General features: G+C 34.8%; 15 protein-coding genes and 1 tRNA gene. 4 read left to right on the top strand and 12 right to left on the bottom strand.

All coding sequences use genetic code 11. The features are described 5' to 3' along the window. Positions 1–42 precede the first annotated feature (42 nt). From H8R22_RS04590 to H8R22_RS04555, 8 genes are read right to left on the bottom strand one after another with little or no spacing between them, the layout of a single operon-like run. The gene (locus H8R22_RS04590; protein WP_187008715.1) at positions 43–1,839 is read right to left on the bottom strand and encodes a cytochrome c oxidase subunit I; all 1,797 of its coding nucleotides are present in this window, start codon (positions 1,837–1,839) and stop codon (positions 43–45) included. Between the two features lie 28 nt (positions 1,840–1,867). Continuing rightward, positions 1,868–3,028, bottom strand: a complete 1,161-nt coding sequence (locus H8R22_RS04585; RefSeq protein WP_187008716.1) for a cytochrome c oxidase subunit II — start codon at positions 3,026–3,028, stop codon at positions 1,868–1,870. Between the two features lie 19 nt (positions 3,029–3,047). Then, on the bottom strand, positions 3,048–4,460 hold the full coding sequence (locus H8R22_RS04580; RefSeq protein ID WP_187008717.1) for a cation-translocating P-type ATPase: 1,413 nt from the start codon (positions 4,458–4,460) through the stop codon (positions 3,048–3,050). Between the two features lie 27 nt (positions 4,461–4,487). Further along, positions 4,488–5,033 (bottom strand): c-type cytochrome, encoded by a 546-nt coding sequence (locus H8R22_RS04575; RefSeq protein WP_187008718.1) that lies wholly within the window; start codon positions 5,031–5,033, stop codon positions 4,488–4,490. 7 nt (positions 5,034–5,040) lie between these two features. Next, positions 5,041–5,565: a DUF3341 domain-containing protein gene (locus H8R22_RS04570; protein WP_187008719.1), complete on the bottom strand. Its 525-nt coding sequence runs from the start codon at positions 5,563–5,565 to the stop codon at positions 5,041–5,043. After that, a complete protein-coding gene (gene nrfD / locus H8R22_RS04565; RefSeq protein ID WP_187008720.1) occupies positions 5,558–6,961 on the bottom strand; it encodes an NrfD/PsrC family molybdoenzyme membrane anchor subunit in 1,404 nt (467 codons plus the stop codon). The genes H8R22_RS04570 and nrfD overlap by 8 nt, the downstream gene beginning before the upstream one ends. Before the next feature lie 29 nt (positions 6,962–6,990). Continuing rightward, a complete protein-coding gene (locus tag H8R22_RS04560) occupies positions 6,991–10,041 on the bottom strand; it encodes a TAT-variant-translocated molybdopterin oxidoreductase (RefSeq protein ID WP_187008721.1) in 3,051 nt (1,016 codons plus the stop codon). A gap of 32 nt (positions 10,042–10,073) precedes the next feature. Continuing rightward, entirely contained in the window at positions 10,074–11,399 is a 1,326-nt protein-coding gene (locus H8R22_RS04555) for a c-type cytochrome (RefSeq protein ID WP_187008722.1), read from the bottom strand. A gap of 216 nt (positions 11,400–11,615) precedes the next feature. On the opposite strand from H8R22_RS04555, the gene H8R22_RS04550 reads away from it, so the two are divergent. After that, a complete protein-coding gene (locus tag H8R22_RS04550) occupies positions 11,616–12,005 on the top strand; it encodes an SPOR domain-containing protein (protein ID WP_187008723.1) in 390 nt (129 codons plus the stop codon). Between the two features lie 266 nt (positions 12,006–12,271). Here H8R22_RS04550 and infB read toward each other — a convergent pair whose 3' ends face one another. The 3 genes from infB to rimP form a co-directional block, all read right to left on the bottom strand. After that, entirely contained in the window at positions 12,272–15,127 is a 2,856-nt protein-coding gene (infB, locus tag H8R22_RS04545) for a translation initiation factor IF-2 (protein ID WP_187008724.1), read from the bottom strand. Positions 15,128–15,239: 112 nt separating this feature from the next. Further along, complete coding sequence (gene nusA / locus H8R22_RS04540) at positions 15,240–16,493, bottom strand: transcription termination factor NusA (RefSeq protein ID WP_187008725.1); 1,254 nt, start codon at positions 16,491–16,493, stop codon at positions 15,240–15,242. Positions 16,494–16,506: 13 nt separating this feature from the next. Next, positions 16,507–16,971 (bottom strand): ribosome assembly cofactor RimP, encoded by a 465-nt coding sequence (rimP, locus tag H8R22_RS04535; RefSeq protein WP_187009581.1) that lies wholly within the window; start codon positions 16,969–16,971, stop codon positions 16,507–16,509. Between the two features lie 168 nt (positions 16,972–17,139). On the opposite strand from rimP, the gene H8R22_RS04530 reads away from it, so the two are divergent. After that, positions 17,140–17,964: a universal stress protein gene (locus tag H8R22_RS04530; protein WP_187008726.1), complete on the top strand. Its 825-nt coding sequence runs from the start codon at positions 17,140–17,142 to the stop codon at positions 17,962–17,964. Between the two features lie 60 nt (positions 17,965–18,024). Here the strand turns inward: H8R22_RS04530 and H8R22_RS04525 are convergent. After that, positions 18,025–18,095, bottom strand: a tRNA-Gln gene (locus H8R22_RS04525). A gap of 238 nt (positions 18,096–18,333) precedes the next feature. Here H8R22_RS04525 and H8R22_RS04520 point away from each other — a divergent pair. Then, the gene (locus H8R22_RS04520) at positions 18,334–21,612 is read left to right on the top strand and encodes a glycosyltransferase family 117 protein (protein ID WP_187008727.1); all 3,279 of its coding nucleotides are present in this window, start codon (positions 18,334–18,336) and stop codon (positions 21,610–21,612) included. A 90-nt stretch (positions 21,613–21,702) separates the two neighbouring features. After that, positions 21,703–22,344: a polysaccharide deacetylase family protein gene (locus H8R22_RS04515; RefSeq protein WP_187008728.1), complete on the top strand. Its 642-nt coding sequence runs from the start codon at positions 21,703–21,705 to the stop codon at positions 22,342–22,344. Positions 22,345–22,352 lie beyond the last annotated feature (8 nt).

Genomic DNA, 22,352 nt, shown 5'->3' with positions numbered 1-22,352 from the left:
CAAAAAAAAACTCCTACTAGGTAGGAGTTTTTAAGTTATATATTAGTGATGAAGAACAGCTTCACCGGGTTTCATAGGAACATTTTGTGGTACAAAATCTTCTTCATGATTTGGATTACTATAATCGTAAGGCCATCTGTGTACTTCAGGAATTGCTCCTGGCCAGTTACCGTGAATATGCTCAACAGGAGTAGTCCATTCTAATGTGTTCGATTTCCATGGATTTTGAACCGCTTTCTTACCGTAGAAAATACTACTAAAGAAATTATATAAGAATACTAATTGAAAAGCACCACCAATTAATGCGAAAGTTGTAATAAGAACATTTACATTTTGTAAATCATCAAACAAAGGAAAATTAGTGTTTGTATAATAACGTCTTGGTAAACCAGCTAATCCAATAAAGTGCATTGGGAAAAATACTCCATAAGCACAGATAGCAGTTACCCAAAAGTGAACGTAACCCATGTTTTTATTTAACATTCTACCAAACATTTTAGGAAACCAGTGATAAATACCAGCAAACATTCCGTAAAGCGCAGAGATACCCATAACTAAGTGAAAGTGAGCTACAACAAAGTACGTATCATGAACATTAATATCTAAAGTACTATCTCCTAGAATAATTCCTGTTAATCCACCTGTGATGAACGTAGAAACCAATCCGATAGAAAATAACATTGCAGGATTTAATTGCAAGTTACCTTTCCACAAAGTCGTAATATAGTTAAACGCCTTTACAGCAGAAGGAATAGCAATAAGCAATGTTGTAAAAGTAAACACAGAACCTAGGAATGGATTCATTCCTGAGATAAACATGTGGTGACCCCAAACAATAGTAGATAAGAACGCAATAGCTAGAATTGACATGATCATAGCTCTGTATCCAAAGATTGGCTTACGAGAGTTAGTTGCGATAACTTCTGAAGTGATACCAAGTGCAGGTAACAAAACAATATATACTTCAGGGTGACCTAAAAACCAAAACAAGTGTTCGAAAAGTACAGGCGAACCACCTTGATAATGTAAAACTTCACCAGCAATGTAAATGTCAGATAAGAAGAACGACGTACCAAAACTTCTATCAAAAATTAATAGTAAAGCAGCAGATAACAACACAGGAAATGATACAACACCAATAATAGCTGTAACAAAAAATGCCCAAATTGTTAACGGTAGTCTAGTCATAGACATCCCTTTAGTTCTTAAATTTATCACAGTAACTATGTAATTTAAAGATCCCATCAAAGAAGAAGCAATAAATATAGCCATAGAAATCAGCCATAAAGTCATACCAATTCCTGAACCTGGTATAGCCTGTGGAAGCGCACTCAATGGTGGATAAATAGTCCATCCAGATGAAGCAGGTCCTGCTTCAACAAATAAAGATGAAATCATAATAACACTTGATATAAAAAACAACCAATATGAAATCATATTCATAAAACCACTAGCCATATCTCGAGCTCCAATTTGTAATGGAATAAGCAAGTTACTAAACGTACCACTTAAAGCGGCTGTCAAGACAAAAAACACCATAATTGTACCGTGAATGGTAACCAAAGCTAAATAGATATCATTAGCCATTACTCCATCAGGAGCAAATTTATCTCCCAAAAAGAAGTTAAATATTTTAAAAGATTCTTCTGGCCAAGCTAACTGCATTCTAAAAAGCATAGATAAACCTACACCTATTATCCCCATGAAAATACCTGTAATAAGATATTGCTTGGCAATCATCTTATGATCCAAACTAAAAATATATTTAGTTATGAATGTTTCTTTATGATGATGTTCGTGTTCGTGATCGTGTCCGTGATCGTGACCTTCTGCTGACATATATGTATACTTTAAATTTTCTTAATAATTATTTTGCTACCATTATAGAAACAGCCGCAGTATCTTTTACTTTAGTACTATCTACATTACCAGAAGTTGCTTCTGCAGCAGCAGGCTCAGCTGCAGCCGTTTTAACTTGAGTAATTAAATTAGTTTGATTAAGTAACCATTTTTTGTAATCTTCTGGAGTATCAACTATAATTTTCATTTGCATATTATAATGCGAAGCTCCACAAATTTTATTACAGAGAAGTAAATAATCAAAAGTGTACGGATCTAAACCAGATTCACCTTTTGCTACTAAATCAATACTTTTCTTAGCACGAAGTTGGTTGATATTTGCAACCTTCTCTACCATGTAAGGCAACTCTCTGTACTCAGCAGTAGTATAAACCGGAGTAAAAGCAAATTGTGTAACCATTCCAGGAACGCAATTCATTTGTGCTCTAAAATGAGGCATGTAAGCAGAGTGTAATACATCTTGAGATCTCATCTTAAATAAAATCTTCTTTCCTTTAGGAATATGAAGTTCTGATACAACAATATCATCTTGTGCATAGGGATCAGCTAAATCTACACCTAGAACGTTAACGCCCTCAATATATCTAACATTAGCTTTACCTAAAACGTTATCCTCTCCAGCTATTCTAGCAGTCCACTTAAATTGTTGAGCATATAACTCAATAACAACCGTATCCTCATCCTCATCAACAAACATAATGTTTGTCCAAGCGTACAAACCATATAAAATAAGACCTGCCAACACAACGGCAGGAATTAAACTCCAAATAGCTTCTAACTTATTGTTATCAGCAAAATAAAGCGCTTTCTGACCTTGTTTTCCTCTGTACTTAAAAGAAAAGTAATGTAAAAGAACTTGTGTAATTGCCTGAACAATAAAGATTAATACCCATGTGATATTCATCAAGTTATCAACGTCAGAACCATGTTCTGAAGCTGGAGTATGAAGTACTAAAGGACCCCAAGCAAATAAACCATAAATAGAAAAAATATAAATAAAAGCAAGGAAACCAAACATTAAGTAGCCTTGTACATTATTATCATTATCAGTAGCAATTTGTGAGCTATCTGAATTTGATCCAACCTGAGTAAGATCAAATATTTTAGTCAATTGCCATAAAGCAACAGCTAATAAAACTAAAACTATAATTACCAACAAACTTGTCATCTGTTTTTTTCTTTAAATATTAATAATGAAAATGTTTACTCTCTTCAATGAATGGGTTTCTTTTTGCTAACAAAGGATTCTTTGTCAATGCATTAAACACCACATATATAAATAAACCAAGGAAGAAAAGAACCGATGCGATTTCTGAAATACCAATAAACCATCTATCACCAACAGTTCCTGGCATGATCATATTAAAGAAATCAATGTAATGACCAGCTAATATAACAATACCTGCCATAGCTATAACCCATGTGATTCTCTTGAAATCAGTATTGATCAATATCAATAAAGGAAACACAAAATTCATAACTACTGCACCAAAGAAAGGAAGATTATAAACCTCAATTCTAGTAATAAAGTAAGTGACCTCTTCAGGAATATTAGCGTACCAAATTAACATGAACTGTGAAAACCATAAGTAAGTCCAGAATACACTAAATCCAAACATAAATTTAGCTAAATCATGTATGTGACTTGTATTAACATACTCTAAGAAACCTCTAGATTTCAAGTACAAGCTAACCAAGGCAATCATAGTAATTGCACTTACAAAGAAACTTGCAAAAACGTACCACCCAAACAATGTACTAAACCAGTGTGGATCTATAGACATAATCCAATCCCATGACATGATCGATTCCGTAACAATAAAAAACACTAGAAAACCAGCTGTCAATTTAAAATTCTTTTTGTAGAAACTATCATCTTTAGACTCATCTTGAGCCAAATCATTTTTAAGTGATTTGTAACGGTAGTAGTTCCAGCCTACAAGGAAAAAAGCTGCCCTAGCAATCCAGAAAGGGAAATTTAAATACCCAGATTTACCTTGAATTAATTTATCATGTGCTACAACTTCAGGATCTAACCAAACAAATAAATGGTTAAAATGAAGACCACATAAAACTAATAGTATAAAAAACAAGATTGATCCAACAGGTAAATACGCTGTAATACCGTGCATCACTCTAAAAAGAACTGGTGACCAGCCTGATTGAGCCACCTGCTGAATACCATAAAATGCCATTACACCTAATGAAATAAGCATAAAGAACAAACAAGCGACATACAGTGCAGCCCATGGTTTATTTTGTAATTGGTGTAGAACATGATTTAAATGCTCTTCATGTTCGCTTGCGGCACTAACTTCATGTTCACCTTTAACTGCGGAACTTTTAGCTTCATGATTACCATGAGACATAGCAGTCTCGCCATGTGCCTCTGCATCAACATGTGCAGCTGGAGCTTCATGATTAGTAGCTTCACCATGACTGTCTACAGCACCATGACCATCATGACTCTCTGCAGCTAAAATTTGCTCAACTTCTTGAATATCTTTGGGAGCATTAAAAAAACCATAACCTATCCCTAATACACCAACGGCCATTAGGATGAAAGAAAAAGTTTTTAATTTACTTGAAAATGTATACATATCTATTACGATCAGTTTGTTCGACAATTATAATTGGCTTTTTAGTTTAAGAACATAGTCTGCGACTAACCAACGCTCGTGAGAACTAATTTGATTAGCATGTGAACCCATTGAATTCAAACCATAAGTCACAACAAAGTAAATGCTTCCTTCGGTGATAACTCTGTCTTTGTAACTAGGAACACCTAAGAATTTTTCTCTTTCTACTAATTTACCTTTACCATTTCCTGTACCGCCGTGACAACTAATACAGTAAATTTCATAAAGTGCTTTACCTTTTTCACTACTTCTGTCTAAAGAGTCTAAAGGTGATTGTAAATTAGCTTTAGCTAGATCATAACCAGCAGTTGAATTTTCATATTCAAACGGCTCGAAACCACGATTTATAGAACCTTCAGCAGGAAGTTGACCTTCTTTACCATCTTTAAAAGCATCTGACTCTGCATAAGTTTCATAACCAACAGATTCATACATGTTTGGAAAATACTGATAATTTGGTGCCTTATTATTGTGGCATGAAGCTACTACTAGCGTGATACCAAATAAAAATGTTATTTTATATATCCTTTTCATATCTAAATTAATTCTTTTCTATTACTTTAACTTCTACAGCTCCTGTATTTTGGAAAAAAGAAATCAATTCTTCTTCATTATCATTAACAGCAACCTCCATTAGGAAGTGATCATCTGTAGTTCTAACATCAGGATTTTCAGCTTGCTTGAAAGGCCACAATTTACTTCTCATATAAAAAGTAAGGACCATTAAGTGAGCTGCAAAGAAAACCGTTAATTCAAACATAATAGGCACAAATGCTGGCATGTTATCAATGTAACTAAAACTTGGCTTACCACCTATATCTTGCGGCCAGTCTTGAATCATGATGAAATTCATCATCCAAGTTGCAAAGGAAATTCCAACACAACCATATAGGAAAGCACATATAGCTAATCTTGTTGGTGCTAAACCCATTGCCTTATCTAATCCGTGAACAGGAAAAGGTGTAAAAACTTCTTCAATATGGTGATGAGCTGCTCTAGTCTTTTTAACTGCGTCCATCAATATATCATCGTCATTATAAATGGCGTAAATTACTTTATTATTCATGATGCTTGTCTTTATTTGCTGCTCTTTCTCTTATAAAATTATCCCCTGTTGCCTTAAGTATTGTCTTAACCTCTGCCTGAGCAATTACAGGGAAAGTTCTAGAATACAATAAGAATAAAACAAAGAAAAAACCAATCGTTCCAACGAAAATACCTATATCAACAAATGTTGGTGAGAACATTGTCCAAGAAGAAGGTAAATAATCTCTGTGAAGCGAAGTAACGATAATTACAAAACGCTCAAACCACATACCAATATTTACTACGATAGAAATAATAAATGAAAACATAATACTAGTTCTCAATTTTTTAAACCACATGAATTGTGGAGAAAACACATTACAAGTCATCATTGACCAATAAGCCCACCAGTAAGGTCCAGTTGCTCTATTCAAGAAAGCATATTGCTCATACTCTACACCAGAGTACCATGCAATAAAAAGTTCAGTAATATATGCAACACCAACAATAGAACCTGTAATCATAATTACAATATTCATAAGTTCAATATGCTGTACAGTAATGTAAGCTTCAAGATTACTTACCTTTCTCATGATAATTAACAAAGTATTTACCATTGCAAAACCAGAGAATACAGCACCCGCCACAAAATATGGAGGGAAAATTGTTGTATGCCAACCAGGTATTACAGATGTAGCAAAGTCCATAGATACAATTGTATGTACAGAAAGAACCAAAGGAGTTGCTAAACCAGCTAATACTAGCGAAACCTCTTCAAAACGTTGCCAATCTTTTGCTCTACCACTCCATCCAAAACTTAGAATAGAATATATTCTTTTATTAAAAGGTGTAATCGCTCTATCTCTTAACATAGCAAAATCAGGTAACAAACCTGTCCACCAGAAAACAAGTGAAACTGAAAGGTAAGTAGAAATTGCAAAAACATCCCATAGTAACGGTGAGTTAAAGTTAACCCATAGTGATCCAAATTGATTCGGAATTGGTAGTACCCAATATGCTAACCATGGACGACCCATGTGTATGATTGGAAACAAACCAGCTTGAATAACGGAGAAAATTGTCATTGCTTCAGCAGAACGGTTAATCGCCATTCTCCAACGTTGACGGAATAATAACAGTACCGCAGAAATTAAAGTTCCAGCGTGACCGATACCCACCCACCAAACGAAGTTCGTGATATCCCAAGCCCAACCAACTGTCTTATTCAATCCCCATGTTCCAATTCCTGTAGATACAGTGTAAACAATACACCCTAATCCCCATAGGAACGCAGTTAGCGCGATTGAAAATACAATCCACCAATGTTTGTTTGCTTTACCTTCGACAGGCGCAGCCACATCTACTGTTACATCGTGATAAGTTTTATCACCTATAACTAAAGGCTTTCTAATACTAGAGTCGTATATATGAGACATATTCCTTTATATTGATTTTAAATTATTTCTTAAGTGTTTCTAACTTTCACATGATAAATCACATTAGGTTTAGTACCTACATGCTCTAACAAATGATACATTCTATCATCAGCTACTAATTTAGCTATCGGACTTTCTTTCACGTTTATATCACCAAAAGTCATAGCTCCAGTTGAACACGCATTTGAACATGCAGTTTGAAACTCACCTTCGATAACTTCTCTTCCTTCTTTTTTAGCATTTAAAATAGTCGCTTGTGTCATTTGAATACACATTGAACATTTTTCCATTACTCCACGAGAACGAACATTAACGTCAGGATTAAGCACCATACGACCTAAATCATCATTCATATGGTAATCGAATTCACTGTTTTTATTATATAAGAACCAGTTAAAACGACGCACTTTATAAGGACAGTTGTTTGCACAATAACGTGTACCAACACATCTATTATAAGCCATATGGTTTTGACCTTGACGGCTATGTGAAGTAGCCGCTACAGGACAAACAGTTTCACATGGAGCATGATTACAGTGCTGACACATAACTGGTTGGAAAGAAACTTGAGGATTATCGCCAGCTTTTTCCATTTCGTTAAAGGTAGACAATGAATCACCTAGTCCAGCAATATTATCTTTTCTTTCATTATCCCCTTCAAAGGTACTTTCAGATGAGTAATATCTATCGATACGCAACCAGTGCATATCACGACTTCTTCTAACTTCATCTTTACCTACTACGGGAACGTTGTTTTCAGCATGACAAGCAATCACACATGCACCGCAACCAGTACAAGCATTTAAATCAATTGACAAGTTAAAGTGATGCCCTACCGAACGATCAAATGACTCCCATAAATCAACTTTAGTAGCTTCTATTTCTGCATGATCTAAAGAAACCATAGGAACTGGATTCCAAAACTTAGAATCTTTAGTATTAAAAATTTCTAAAGTTGTTTCTTTAATAATATCTCCTCTACCCATCAATGTCTTTTGGCCTTGAACACAAGCAAACTCATGTGCACCACCAGACTTCTCAATAACTACGGACTGAACATCATTAAAACCTTTATACAAAGCATAAGCATTAATACCTACCTGCATTTCTTCTTTTAAAGCCGCTTTACGACCGTAACCTAAAGCTAAACCAACAGTACCAACAGCTTGACCTGGCTGTACAATTACAGGTACATTTTCTAACTTAAGACCATCTTTAGTTGTAATAGTAGCATAACTTCCGTTTAAACCACCATTTGCGACGATCTCATTAGACATTCCTAACTCTTTTGCATCAGCATTAGAAACAGTTACATAGTTATCCCATGAAACTCTTGTGATAGGATCAGGAAACTCTTGTAACCACGGGTTGTTAGCTTGCTGACCATCACCCATTCCTGTTTTAGTATACAATACCAATTCAAAACTATCTTCTTTCTTAGCTCTAGACAAGTTAGCAGCAGCAGTGCCATAATCAGCAGAACCACTTAACGCGCTTGACTCGCTAACATATACACCATCATGTAAAACTTTATTCCAAGATGAACCTGAAGTAAAACTAGCAGATGACGCTTTTAAATAATCATAGTACTTTCCAGTAAGACCATTTAAAGACATTAATACATCTTGCAATTGTTTCGTATCAAATAAGGGACGAATTGTAGGCTGTACCAAACTGTAAGTTCCTTTAGTCAAACTTAAATCACCCCAAGACTCTAAATAATGAGGTACTGGAGCAGCTATGGTAGCTAACAATGCAGTTTCATCTTCTTTTAAAGACATAACCACAGAATTAGTGACTTTTTTCAATCCTTCAACAAATCCGGCAGAATCAGCTAATGTATATACAGGATTTACACCACTCATCAATAAAGTATGAATAGTTCCTGCTTTCATATCAGCTACTAACTGCGCAACATCAGCATTTGAACCTTTTCTTATTTGTCTAGCACCAACAGTCGAAGCAGCAACGCTTGACAGAGCTTGATTAATTGCTATAACTAATAATTGTGCGTTTTTATCTTGTATACCAGAAACTAATACACCTTCAGCGCCTGCAGCTTTTAATTGCTGCGCCGCTTTAGTCACTTCAGCTTTATACTTAGAATCCAAATTCACCACTACAGCAGAACCTGTTATGACATTATATATATGAATCAAAGCTTGTTTCTGATCTGCAGTTGACATAGCCAAACGCTTATCAGCAGCAGCTCCAGAAAGAGTCATGTTAGCCTCCAATTGAAAGTGACGTGACATTTTACCGTTTTGAGGAATTCTGCCCTTAGCATATCCTGCATCGTAACCACCACCTTGCCAATCACCAAGGAAATCAGCACCAATAGAAACGATCAAAGAAGCTTTAGAAAAATCATAATCAACCAATGCTCTTTCACCATAAACAGCCTCAAAAGCATCCAAAGCTTCAGAAGAAGAAACAGCATCATAAATAACATGTTTCGCGTTAGGCGTAGAAGCAATGAAATCTGCAATCAATTTCTCAGTAGAAGGACTTGCTAACGTATTAGTCAACAAAACAACCTTACCACCTTTAGCCTTTGCATCAGCAATACTCGATTTAATTTTAGAATCTACAGCTGACCAAGAAGCATCCTTACCTGCAATCTTTGGATTCTTTAATCGCATACTGTCATACAATGACAATATAGACGCATGAATTCTTGCATTAGCAGAAAATTTAGCTCCAGCTACAGTGTTATTATCTACTTTAATAGGACGCCCTTCACGAGTCTTAATTAAAAGATTTGCAAAATCAAATCCATCAAAAACAGAAGTAGCATAATAATCCGCTACTCCAGGAATGATTTGTTCTGGCTGCAAAACGTAAGGAATCGATTTGTTTACAGGACCTTCGCAAGCTGCTAATGTAGCTGCAGCTGTACTGAACCCAACGTACTTTAAAAAATCACGACGTGAAGTAGAAGACGATGACATAGCATCGTTACTCCCTAAAAACTCCTCAGTAGGAATAGCTTCAACAAATTCGTTATTTCTAAGCGCCTCAACAATAGAACCATTCTCTAGTTCCTCAACACTTTTCCAGTATTTTTTGTTTGATGACATTGTATATAAATATTAAAATCTTAATAATTTGATTAATAGTGGCATTTACCACATTCTAAACCTCCCATTTGAGCAGCTGTCAACTTATCGACACCATACTTTTTAGAAAGTTCTTCATGAATCTTAGTGTAATACTCATTACCTTCCATTTTAACCTCTGTCTTTCTGTGACAATTAATACACCATCCCATTGTTAACGGAGCAAATTGTTTTTGAATTTCATAAGTCTCTACAGGACCGTGACAAGTTTGACATTCTATTCCTGCAACAGTAACGTGTTGTGAGTGATTGAAATACACGAAATCAGGTAAGTTATGAATACGAACCCATTTAACAGGCTCTGTTTTCCCAGTATAACTTTGAGTTGTTTGATCCCAACCCACCGCTTTGTATAATTTTTGTATTTGCTCATCGTAGAATGCCTTACTGTACTCTGGAGTAGCAGTTGTTTCAGCAACTTCAGCAATATTTTTATGACAGTTCATACAAACATTCAAAGAAGGTATTCCAGAATGCTTACTAACCCTAGCAGATGAGTGACAATATTGACAGTTAATTTCGTTGTCACCAGCGTGAATCCTATGAGAGTAATGTATTGGCTGTATTGGCTCGTATCCTTCATCAACACCAATCTGCATCAAGAAACCGTAGACAAAAAATGCACTAGCCAACAACAAGAAAATAGAAGTTACAAGCACTAAAAATTGATTCTTAATAAAAGCCTTCCATATTGGAGTTGTAGCCTCTTTAGGCGCAACCTCAATACCATTAACTTTAGCTACTTTTCTTAGAACATTATTTACTAAAAACAACATTACCACTAACATTGCCATCACTAGAGCCAAAGCACCTAATATGATTGTGTTAGACATACCGTTATCTTGTCCAGCAGCAGCAACACCAGGTTGACCAGCAGCTGGAGCCGGAGCTTCCGCTTTCGGCTCAGAGGTATACGCTATGATGTTATCAATATCACCGTTAGACAATTGAGGAAAAGCAGTCATTACCGCTTTATTATTCTCTTCATATACTTTAACAGCAGCAGCATCACCTGATTTGATTAATTCAGAACTGTTGCGAATCCATTTATACAGCCAAGGCATATCATGCTTAGCAGCAATACCACGTAGCATAGGACCTGTTGCTTTAGCATCAAGTTTATGACATGCAGCACAATTCGCATTGAAAAGTTCTTTACCTTTTACAGGATCCCCACCTTGGATAGCAGCTGGAGCATCAGCAGCAGCAGCATCTGGAGCAACATCTTGTGCAGATGAAGTTAAGGAAAAAGTTAGCATTAATGCTAAGCTTAAGAATAAGTTCCTTGAAGTCGATTTATGGTTACCCACCTTTTTCATAATTGTATAATGATTATCTAATAAATATTGGCACAGTTTTTTATATAAACTACTAAAAACACTATGCCTTTATTTTAAACTTGTACAAAAATACGACTTAAGAACTATTCTCAAAACCCAAAAATAGTCTAATTTCCAATTTATATTAATTCTAAATAATAATTAGATTTCAGTTTGTATTATTAAATAGTACTTTTGCTTAAAAACCATTACGTTATGAAGATTTTAACATTTAAGAACAGCTTATATTACGCTTTTTCATTGTCAATAATAACTATAAATTTACATGCTCAAGAAGTCAAAAACAACGTTAAACAAAGCCCAAAATTCGAACAATTACTAAACGAAAAGCGAAAAATAAACACTGTACTAACTGTAAATGAACGATATAAAATACAAATTTTTAGTGGGGACAGTGAAAGTGCTAAAAAAGCACTTTACGAATGCAAACAAGAATTCAATCAACTAGACGGAACCATCATTTTTAACACTCCAAATTACAAAGTTTGGATTGGAAATTTCAGAACTAGAATTGAAGCCGAGAGAAATTTAGTTGAAGTTAAAAAGCGATATAATAATGCATTTTTAATCAAGCCAAAAAAATAATTTAACGCTGATTTTATTTACAAAAGCCACTTAGTATTTCTAAGTGGCTTTTTCATTTTGTCACTAAATTAGTCTGGCTTAGGATTTGAAAATCAAAAAATAGATTATTTGAACCTTAGTTACTATATAATTAAACGGAACAAATAGCAAGGTAAACTTTAAATACTAAGCAAGTTCTATACTTAATGTATAGCTATCTTAAGACGGGACATAAATCCAAAAAAAAATCCCGATGAATCGGGATTTTAAAAAATATAATTACAATACTATTTAAGTTTCTTTTTGATTGCAACTTCATGGTAAGATTCGATAACATCTCTTTCTTCGATGTCATTATACCCTTTAATTTGAATACCACAGTCGTAACCTTTAGCAACTTCTTTAACATCATCTTTGAAACGCTTAAGGGCAATTAACTCACCTTCATGAACAACAACACCTTCTCTGATAATTCTGATTTTTGCATTTCTAGCAATTTTACCATCCATTACCATACAACCTGCAATAGAACCAACTTTAGATATTTTGAAAATCTCTCTGATCTCAGCAGTTCCCAATACTTCTTCTTTCATTTCTGGAGCAAGCATTCCTTCCATTGCATCTTTTAAGTCATCAATAGCTGCATAGATAATAGAATAATAACGGATATCGATTTCTTCTTTATCAGCCAATTGTCTAGCATTTCCTGCAGGACGAACGTTAAATCCGATAATGATCGCATCAGAAGCAGAAGCCAACATAACGTCAGTTTCAGTAATCGCTCCAACACCTTTATGAATAATATTAATTTGAATTTCTTCAGTAGATAATTTAGAGAACGAGTCAGATAGAGCCTCAACAGATCCATCAACATCTCCTTTAAGAATCACATTCAACTCTTTAAATTGACCTAAAGCTATACGACGACCAATCTCATCAAGTGTAATGTGACGTTGTGTACGTACAGATTGCTCACGCATCAATTGAGAACGTTTTGAAGCAATTTGTTTTGCTTCTTTCTCGTCTTCAAACACATTAAACTTATCACCCGCAGTTGCCGCTCCATCAAGTCCTAAAACTGAAACTGGAGTAGAAGGACCTGCCTCAGTAATAATATTACCTCTTTCATCATGCATAGCTTTAATCTTACCATGATGCTTACCAGCTAACATGTAATCACCAATTTTTAAAGTACCATGTTGTACTAATATAGTTGATACATATCCTTTCCCTTTATCTAAGAAAGCCTCTACAACTGTTCCTTGTGCAGCTTTGTTAGGATTTGATTTCAAATCTAATAATTCCGCTTCAAGTAAAACTTTTTCTAATAATTCCTTAACACCTGTACCTTGTTTAGCAGAGATATCATGAGATTGTATTTTACCACCCCAATCTTCTACAAGTAAATTCATACTTGCTAATCTTTCTTTAATCTTTTCTGGATTAGCATTTGGCTTATCTACCTTGTTAATAGCGAAGATAATTGGAACTCCTGCTGCTTGAGCATGAGAAATCGCTTCTTTAGTTTGTGGCATGATGTCATCATCAGCCGCAATTACAATAATAGCGATATCTGTAACTTGAGCTCCACGTGCACGCATTGCGGTAAAAGCCTCGTGACCTGGTGTATCTAAAAAGGCAATTTTTTGACCGTTATCCAAAGTTACTCCGTAAGCACCAATGTGCTGCGTAATACCTCCAGACTCTCCAGCGATAACATTTTCTTTACGAATATAATCCAGTAAAGAGGTCTTACCGTGATCGACGTGACCCATTACAGTTACGATCGGTGCCCTGAAAACTAAATCTTCTTCTTTATCCTCAACAACTGCAATCGCTTCTTCAATATCAACAGTTATGAATTCAACTTCATAACCAAATTCGTCAGCAACAATAGTTAATGTTTCAGCATCTAAACGTTGGTTCATGGTAACCATGATACCAAGTGACATACAAGTACCAATAACTTTAGTAATTGGCACATCCATCATGATTGCAATTTCACCTACAGTAACAAATTCAGTAACTTTAATAGTTTTACTTCCTTCGTCAATTGCTCTTTGCTCGTCATCAGATTTTTGACGGTGTGTATCTCTTTTATCTCTTCTATATTTCGCAGCTTTAGATTTACCTCCTTTTTTACCTTGAAGTTTTTCTAAAGTCTCACGAATTTGGTTTTTAACCTCCTCTTCAGTTGGCTCTACTTTTGCAACTATTGCAGGTCTATTCCCTTTTACAAATCCAGGTCTAGCACTTCTGTTGGCATTAAATCCACCACCTCCAGTATTAGGAGTAATTTTATTAGGATTAGGCACACCTGGTGGCCTAGGAGTTCCAGGTTTAGGCGCAATTCTTTTCCTTTTATTTTTGTTTGCCGCACCAGCTGCACCAGGAGCACCCGGTTTGTTTGGAGTAATTTTAGGCTCTTCTTTTTTCTTTTTAGGTTTGTTAAACTGAGACAAATCAATAGTCTGTCCAGTCAATTTAGTACCTGAAAGTTTTTGGTATTGCGTTGCAATTGCTTCCTCAGTTGGAGCTTCTTCGCTTTTAGTCGCAGCATCTTCTTTCGGAGTTACATTTTTAACAACTTCTTTTGGACTTTCTTTTACAACTTCTTTATTCTCAACAACAGGTTTTACCGCTTTAATTACTGGAGTAACTTTTTCTTGTACCGGCTCTGCCTTTGCAACGACTTTTTCCTCTGGAGCAAGATCAGCCTTAGGGGCTTCTTTCTTTTCCTGTACCACAGGAGCAGGAGCAGCTGTAGGTTTCTTAGGATTAAGATCAATTTTACCTACCTGAACAGGTCCTGTTACAACAGCTCTAGCTTTAATAACTTCTTGCTGTTGTTTTTGAACTTCTTCATCATGCTTACGTTTGTCCTCTACTTCCTTCTCTCTCTCCACACGTAAAGCCTCTTTCTCTTTTCTTTTTTCCTCACCTACTTCCTTAGATGCTTCTTTTTTCCCTCTGTCACCTGCAAATTGACCGCACAAGACATCGTATACATCATTAGAAATTTTTGTGTTTGGATTTGACTCAATGGCAATCCCCTTATCTTTTAGATAATCCACAGCTCTTTCTAAAGAAATATTCAATTCCCTTAAAACTTTGTTTATTCTAATAATTCTCTCTTCAGACATAAAACCTTTTTATTATTACCTTTTTTGTTATTCCTCGGTTTACTTCAAAATCGCTATCATTCGAAAAAGAATTATTTGTAAACCGGCATGTTTATCGTTGAAGATCTATTGACTAACTATCAAATTCTTCTTTCAATATTCTCATTACATCTAGAATTGTTTCCTCTTCTAGGTCTGTTCTTCTTACTAAATCCTCTACATCTTGTTTCAAAATACTTTTAGCAGTATCTAAACCAATTTTAGCAAACTCTTCAATAACCCATTCTTCTATTTCATCTGAAAACTCTGTTAACTCAACATCATCTTCATCTGCAGTTGCACCAGCCACATCTCCTTCGCGGATAACGTCTAATTCGTATCCAGTCAAAAGACCTGCTAATCTAATATTGTGCCCACCACGACCAATTGCTTTTGAAACTTCTTCTAATTTCAAATAAACATCTGCTCTTTTGGTTTCTTCATTAATTTTAATTGAAGACACTTTTGCAGGACTCAACGCTCTAGTAATAAACAATTGAATATTACTTGTAAAGTTAATTACATCTATATTCTCGTTTCCTAACTCGCGAACAATACCATGGATACGTGACCCTTTCATTCCCACACAAGCTCCTACTGGATCAATACGATCATCATAAGTATCAACAGCTACTTTTGCTTTTTCTCCAGGAATTCTAACTACGTTTTTAACCATAATCAAACCGTCGAACACCTCAGGGATTTCCTGTTCAAACAATTTCTCAAGAAACTTCTCTGAAGTTCTAGACATAATAATTTGAGGCTTATTTCCTTTTAGTTCAACGCTTTCAATAATTCCACGAACATTATCTCCTTTACGGAAAAAGTCAGAAGGGATCTGTTTTTCTTTTGGCAATACGATCTCATTTCCTTCATCATCCACCAAAATTACAACTCTTGGGCGAACATGATGCACTTCAGCAGTATAAATTTCCCCAATAAGGTCTTTAAATTGCTTATAAAGATTTGTATTATCGTGTTCGTGTATTTTTGATATAAGGTTTTGGCGTAGAGCTAGGATAGCTCTTCTTCCTAAATCAATTAATTTTACTTCTTCAGAAACCTCTTCACCAATTTCAAAATCAGCTTCTATTTTTCTTGCTTCAGTAAGGGTAATCTCTTCGTTTTCAAAATCCAAATCCTCGTCGGCAACAATTACTCTTCTTCTCCAAATCTCCATATCTCCTTTATCAGGATTTATGATAATGTCAAAATTATCATCTGAACCGTATTTTTTTTTCAATGCATTTCTAAATACATCTTCCAAAATTGCCATAAGCGTTACACGATCAATAAGTTTGTCATCTTTAAACTCTGAGAATGAATCGATTAATGCTAAATTTTCCATGCGAATTCTTTAATTAAAATGTTACTGTAACAATTGCTTCTTTGATATCTTCATAAGGTAATTGAAGTGTTTTTTGAACAGTTTCTTTCCCCTTGCCAATTTTCTTAGGCTCTCTCGCTTCCCACGACAAAATTACGAATTCATCATTAGCTTCTACTAATTCTGCCTCTAAATTTTCTTGGACTGTTTTCACAATCAGTGTTCTGCCTACGTTTTTTTTGTACTGTCGAATCAATTTTAGTGGCGAACCCACTCCTACTGACGCAACTTCTAGAGAAAAATCTTGCTCCTCTCTATCTAAATTAGCTTCAATTGCACGACTAACATCAATACAATCTTGCAAGGCCACCCCATTATCATCATCTAACGATACAATTACTTTAAAAGCATCCGTAATCGTAAGATCAATCAAAAAGAGAGTTGGCTTATCTAAAAGCGCCTCCGCTAACAACTTATTTACTTTTTCTTTAAATGTCATATTTTTATAAAAAGAGGGGACATTTAGTCCCCTCATTATCTAGATTTTAATAAATAACGGTGCAAATATAGTGTTTTTTTTTATAAACAAAAAATGATTGACCGCTCTTAAAATATTTCTTACCTTTATTACACCTGTTTTAGACTATTCTTAACTTAAAGCCACATTATGAAAACTATACTAGTACCTATCGACTTTTCGACCTATTCTGAAAACGCACTAAAAGTAGCTGCTAAAATAGCACTAAAAAACAACAGTGAAATCCATCTGCTACATATGCTAGAAATTCCAAATCAGATGAACGATGCCGTTTATAGCAGTGTTCCCACTCCCGAAATAATACTTTTCATCAAAAAAGCAGAAGAAAAAGTACAGGAAATAGCACAACAAAAATTCCTAGACGGTATAAAAATTTTCCAACATATTAAGTTTGAAGGTGCTTTTAGCGGAATTTTATCCTATATAAAAAATAACAATACCGACCTTATCGTCATGGGCTCTCATGGAATATCAGGCATCGAAGAAATACTATTAGGATCAAATACTGAAAAAGTAGTACGACTGTCAAACGTCCCCGTTTTAGTGATTAAAAAAGAAACCATTGAATTTAAAGGTGAGCATTTTGTTTTTGCTTCTGATTTTTCAGAAGAGACTAAAAAGCCTTTCCAAAAGATGCTAGATTTTACAAGAATATTCAACGCAAGGTTGTCATTAGTGATGATTTGCACACCAAGTAGCTTTAAAACTACCGCACTTGCAGAAAAAATCATAAATAACTACATACAACAATTCGAAATTGAAAACTATACCGTATCTATTTACAACGACACCAATATAGAGAATGGTATCATCAATTTCTCAAACAAAGTAAAAGCCGACTTGATTGGCCTGAGTACACATGGAAGAACTGGATTGGCACACTTTTTTACGGGAAGCATTAGCGAAGATCTCGTAAACCATACTGCTAGACCCGTACTAACTTTTAAAATATAAAAACAGTTAGTTTAATTTTAAGCCAAAAAAAAAGCCTCTCAAAAAATGAGAGGCTTTCTGTTGGTCTACAAGGACTCGAACCTTGAAAGACTGCACCAAAAACAGTTGTGTTACCATTACACCATAGACCATCAGTGCTGTTAAGCGAGTGCAAATTTATAATAAATATTAGCTTGCGCAAATTTTTTTCGTATTTTATTTCAAAAAAAATGAAAAAAAATTTCACAAAATCATTTATCACACCCAAAAATACTTAAAACCAACCGGTTAACAAAATCGAATAGTTTTGTAGAAATTTTTGTTAATCCACACGGCCTTAAAAAAAAAAACATTTTCTTTGTGTTTTAAAATAAAACTAAATTTTCTTAGATGAATAAAGCTACATTCAGTTTCAATAAATGGAATACGATCTTAGGTTGGGTTTCTTTTAGTATTGCATTAGTAACTTATACACTCACCGTAGAGCCTACAATGAGCTTTTGGGATTGTGGTGAATATATAGCTACAGCTGCAAAATTACAAGTAGGCCATCCTCCAGGTGCTCCTTTGTTTCAAATGATTGGTGCCTTTTTTGCAATGTTTGCAGCAGATAACGAACATATTGCCTTGATGGTAAACATGACTTCTGTATTTTCAAGTGCATTTACCATTTTATTTCTGTTTTGGTCGTCATCGATTATTTTAAAGAAATTAACTAAAAACACATCAGATAGCAACATTAGTAACGACATTGCTATACTAGGAAGTTCATTTGTTGGAGCTTTAGCGTATACCTTTTCAGATAGTTTTTGGTTTAATGCAGTAGAGGCCGAAGTGTATGCAATGGCATCATTGCTAATCTCACTATTGTTTTGGCTTGGATTAAAATGGGAGCAGGAAATGAACACCCCTCGAGGTAACAAATGGTTGTTGATTATCTCTCTAGTTATTGGACTTTCGTTTGGAGTACATTTTATGGCTTTATTGACAATACCTGCAATCGGGTTTTTGTATTATTTCAAAAACTACAAAGTTGTTACCGTCAAAAACTTCCTGATTGCCAATGTGGTTGTAGTATCGATTTTATTATTCATATTTAAACTATTACTTCCTTTAACAATGGCTTTCTTTGCTAAAGCTGAAATTTTTACTGTGAACAGCTTAGGAATGCCCTTTAATTCAGGTACAATTATAGTCGCTATTTTGTTTTGTGTTGGTTTTTATTTTGGTTTAAGATACACTAGGGAAAAAGGACTAGTTTTCTACAACACAATACTACTTTGCGTTTTATTTATATTAATTGGATTCTCTACTTGGATGATGTTGCCTGTAAGAGCAAACGCAAATACTGTTATCAACGAGAACAAACCATCAGATGCTACAGAGGTTCTAGCGTATTATAATAGAGAGCAATATGGTGTTAATCCTTTGTTTTATGGATCACAATACACCGAAACTTTTGCTGGATTAGACGCAGATAAACCTTACCTAGATAAAGCTCCTAATTACGAAAGAGATTATAAAACGGGAAAATATATTATTACAAACAACTATAAAAACGCAGAGCAAAACGGTGATGATGCTCAAAAAACAGTTCTTCCAAGAATGTGGAGTACAGATCACATTGAAAATTATATCAGTTTCACGAATCCTCCAGGATTTAAAATCAACCCAGATTATGCCTATGAAAATGATTTAGAAAGATATGGTATCGATATTAGCAAGTTAACTGAAGAAGATTACAACAAAGCAGTAGCCCAACTTAAGAACGAAGTTCAAAAGACGGTTTCGGAGTTCAGACAAGCTTATGCACAAAAACAAATTGACGATAGTGGTTATGTGAAATTTTTAAAAAGCTATGGCGATTATCTAATCATCGACAAACCAACCACTGCTGACAATTTAAGTTTTATGGTCGAATACCAATTTGGATACATGTACTGGAGGTATCTAATGTGGAACTTCGTAGGACGCCAGAGTGACAACCAAGGAAGGTATGGTACACAAGATGGTAACTGGTTAAGCGGCGTGAAATTTATAGATGAGCTTCATTTAGGTTCTCAAGACAATTTACCATCTGATGTTTTAAACAACAAGGGTCGCAACGTTTATTTCTTTTTACCATTCCTTTTAGGTTTAATCGGTTTAATGTATCACGCAACTAAAAACATGAAAAGTTTTTATGTTTTACTCGCCTTATTCTTGTTTACAGGATTTGCATTAAAAATATACTTAAACGAACGTCCTTTTGAACCAAGAGAACGGGATTACGCTTTAGTAGGCTCTTTCTATGTTTTTGCAATTTGGATTGGTTTTGGTGTGTATTCATTATACGAAAGTTTACAGAAATACTTAGCTCCAAAAATCGCAGGACCATTAATCATCACAGCAAGTCTACTAGCTGCTCCTGTTTTAATGGCATCGCAAAACTGGGATGATCATGATCGTTCTGGAAAATATACTGCCTTAGCAATGGCCAAAGCCTATTTATATTCTTGTGACGAAAATGCTATATTGTTTACTATTGGAGACAATGATACTTTCCCACTCTGGTACGCACAAGAAATAGAAAATATACGAACAGATATCAAAATTGTAAATACAAGCTTATTTATGACTGATTGGTATATTGATCAAATGAAAACCAAAACTTACGAGTCAAATCCTCTACCTATTTCTTTTACACATGACCAGTATGTAGGTGATAAGTTAGATTATGTGGTTCATATTCCAAAAATTGATAGCCGATGGGAAATCAAAGATTTGATGACCTTTATTAAAAATCCAAAATCTACTGTTCAGATGCAAAATGGACAAACCATTCATTTTTACCCTACAAATAAGGTTAGAATTCCCGTAGACAGAAACGCAATTATAAATAACAAAGTAGTCGCCCCCAAATACTACGATTCAATTGTTCCTTACATTGATATCGATATTAAAGGAAAAGCGCTATATAAAAACAGACTAATGATGCTAGACATCGTTGCCAATAACAACTGGAAAAGACCAATCTATTTTAGTGGTGGCGCATTTGACCCTGAAGACTACTTGTGGATGAAAGACTATTTACAGCTTGACGGTTTGGTCTATAAATTAGTACCTATCAGAACTCCATCATCTGAGGACGGTAATCCATTAGATATGGGACAGATAGATTCTGAAAAAATGTATGCTAATATTATGAAATGGGATTGGGGCAATAGTGATGGCGATATCTACCATGATCCAGAAACACGTCGTGAAAGTATTACCTACAGAACAAATCTTGCTAGATTAATGAATCAGTTAATTAAAGAGGGTAAAACTAAAAAAGCAGAAACGATCTTAAATTTAGCTTTGACTAAAATGCCTCTTGATAAATTTGAGTACTATTCATTAGTCGATCCATTTGCTGCTGGTTATTATAAAATTGGACAGAAAAAGAACGCACAAGATCTATTAATTAAATTAATATCTAAATACAAAGAGAATCTTAATTATTACAGCAAAATAAGTACTGATGAGCAATCAATTCTTGGTATGGAAATCGTTACAGATCTAGAACGCTATAGAGGCTTACTAGAGGTTATGAAGGATAACAATGACCTTGAATTCTACGAAAAAAACAGAAGTGTTTTTAACACGTACATCCAGATGTTTGATCGATTTGGGCGTGATAAAGAATAAGTATTTAAACAAATAACACAATAAAAATGTAGCAGGATTAAAAAACTGCTGCATTTTTTTTTACTTTTAATTTAAATAAAACATAAAGCCATGAAAGCTTATTGGGTAAAGACAAGCTTACTTATAAAAAAAATGTTTTCAGGATATATCTGGGATGTTCCTAACAATGAAAGAAAGATATACTTAACCTTTGATGACGGACCTACGCCGGAAATAACAGACTGGGTACTTCAGTTGCTGAAAAAGCATTCCGCTACAGCCTCTTTTTTTTGTATTGGCAAAAATATTTTAGATAATCCAGAACTTTTTAGAAGAATAATTGCTGACGGCCACACTATAGGCAATCACACCCACAACCATCTAAACGGATGGAAAACACCAACAGCATCTTATGTAGAAAATTTTGACGCGTGTTCTTTAAGTATTTCAGAGATAAATAGAGACAGTAGTAGCACTAGGCTATTCAGACCTCCTTATGGTAAAATTAAACGTAGTCAAGCTAAAGCCATAAAAGCTAAAGGATATGAAATAATAATGTGGGATGTTTTAAGTGCTGACTTTGATCAAAGCATCACAAAAGAGAAGTGTTTGGATAATATTCTATCAAATATAAAACCGGGAAGCATTGTTGTTTTTCACGACAGCGTAAAGGCGTTTACAAACCTTGAATATGTGCTGCCCGTAACATTAAAATTTATTGAACAGCATAACTATAAATATGGCGTATTGTAATTGTCGAC

Source organism: Flavobacterium kayseriense, from assembly GCF_014305095.1.
GTDB classification, from domain to species: domain Bacteria; phylum Bacteroidota; class Bacteroidia; order Flavobacteriales; family Flavobacteriaceae; genus Flavobacterium; species Flavobacterium kayseriense.
This window is presented reverse-complemented; position numbering and strand designations above follow the sequence as displayed.